Annotated in this window: 1 protein-coding gene and 1 pseudogene; one reads left to right on the plus strand and one right to left on the minus strand. The window is 57.0% G+C overall.

Annotation, left to right across the window (positions count from 1 at the left end; all coding sequences use genetic code 11):
- Window positions 1-341 (minus strand): annotated as a pseudogene (locus tag ACXJL8_RS40605) (CPBP family intramembrane glutamic endopeptidase); the annotation flags it as partial.
- Between the two features lie 322 nt (window positions 342-663).
- Between ACXJL8_RS40605 and ACXJL8_RS40610 the strand changes: the two are divergent.
- The coding region (locus tag ACXJL8_RS40610) for a hypothetical protein (protein ID WP_456686983.1) at window positions 664-1594 on the plus strand (931 nt) is incomplete at its 3' end.

The following is a 1594-nucleotide window of genomic DNA, read 5'->3' on the forward strand; positions in this document are numbered from 1 at the left end:
AGCCAGCCCTGCACTTCAGGATATGCCCCGAGCACTGTCGCAGGTAGGCCTCCATTAATGGTTCGTTGGATCCAACCGCCCCAATAGTGGTCCGCGAGGACAATGCCGACAATCCAGATGGTCACTTCCCATCGCGCCATTCGAAGTGGTTCAAATCGGAAGGCTATCTTCCGCGCAGCAGGTATGGCGCACAGAACTGCCAAGGCCCCGAGGCGGCCTGCGTAATCCCAGACGATCCATGCTGCCGGATCGGATTGTTGCAGTCTTACAATTTGCGACACAACCATTGGGAAAAGGGCCGCCGCGAACCAGAGAGGCGTGGGTATCGAGCGAACCATCATCAGGTATCTTTATCGCCGCTAATACATTCAGCGCAATGCGGCCTAGCGAGCAGGGCACGTCTGCCTTGGGTCAAAAGCGCCGGTTTGGTGCCCAGCCACAAACTTCCGGTCTGCCCTTATCAACCGACATGTAGCTGCACCGCATTCACGCAAGCGAAGGGCCAAAAACGGACGCGAACGGCCGTCGGTGGTACCGGCCGAGGCCCACATAGACGCCCCCAAATCTGCTGGGCTCATCAACTGAGGAACAATAGGTGTATTAACAAAATATTTTACCTGAGATTGTAAGCACGCTACAGAGGTTGACGGGGTCGGCTGACATATGACGAGCGAACTGGAGAGCCGGTGGATCGATGCTGGAGCCTGCGCGCTCGTCACAATCGCCATCTTTGCGATCGTTTACTCCGTGAACGGAGGCGCGGCTTTTCCGGCAGACGATGCCTTCATCAACCTGCACAACGCTCAGGTTCTGCGTCTCGGCCGAGACGAGAATTATGAGGGAGTGCCGGCTCTTGTTGGGGCGACGAGCGGCGTGCATCTCGCACTGCTTCTGGCCTTCGAGCAACTAGTGTATCCCGATACTGCCGCGCTGTATGTGCTCAGCTCGCTCAGTGGCGTCGCCTATGTGCTCGGCGTATTCTTTATGTGCCTCAACATCGGATGTCCTCGGCTGGAAGCGGCGCTGATTGCCTTAGGCAGCCTTGTCTTCGCGGGCACGTTGTTTCAAGTCTTGAATGGGATGGACACCGGACTGGCAATGGCCGCGGTGGCGTGGGACATCAAACTGCTTACAGACAAAAGGCGCACCTTCTGGCTTCCGGCTCTGTGCGGCATCATGCCGTTTGTTCGGCCGGAACTCAGCTTCCTGTCGGCCGCGTCGATGCTCATCGTGTTCTGGGAAAAGTATGCTGCCACTGGCTTCAAAATTGCTGCCGCGGCGGTCGCGGCCTTAAGTTCCGTGCCCTTCCTACTCTGGTATTGGATCGACACCGGCTCATTGATGCCCAACACCGTCAGCGCGAAGATGTACTTTTTCGCCGAACGCTACGCAGATTGGTCGGATAAATCGCTCTTGATGCTTTTAGCGGTTTCTCAAGCCGCCTTTTTGAGCTTTCCGCTCTTCCTGTGTCTCCGTTTCGCGCGCCCGGCCGCGGTTGGACGCATGCTTGCGCTATTTGTTGCCGTCTTTCTTGGCGCCTACTTCTGGAGATTTCCGGGTGGCCTGCAGCACAATGGCGGACGCTATCTATATG

It is taken from the genome of Bradyrhizobium sp. P5_C11_2 (assembly GCF_054049755.1).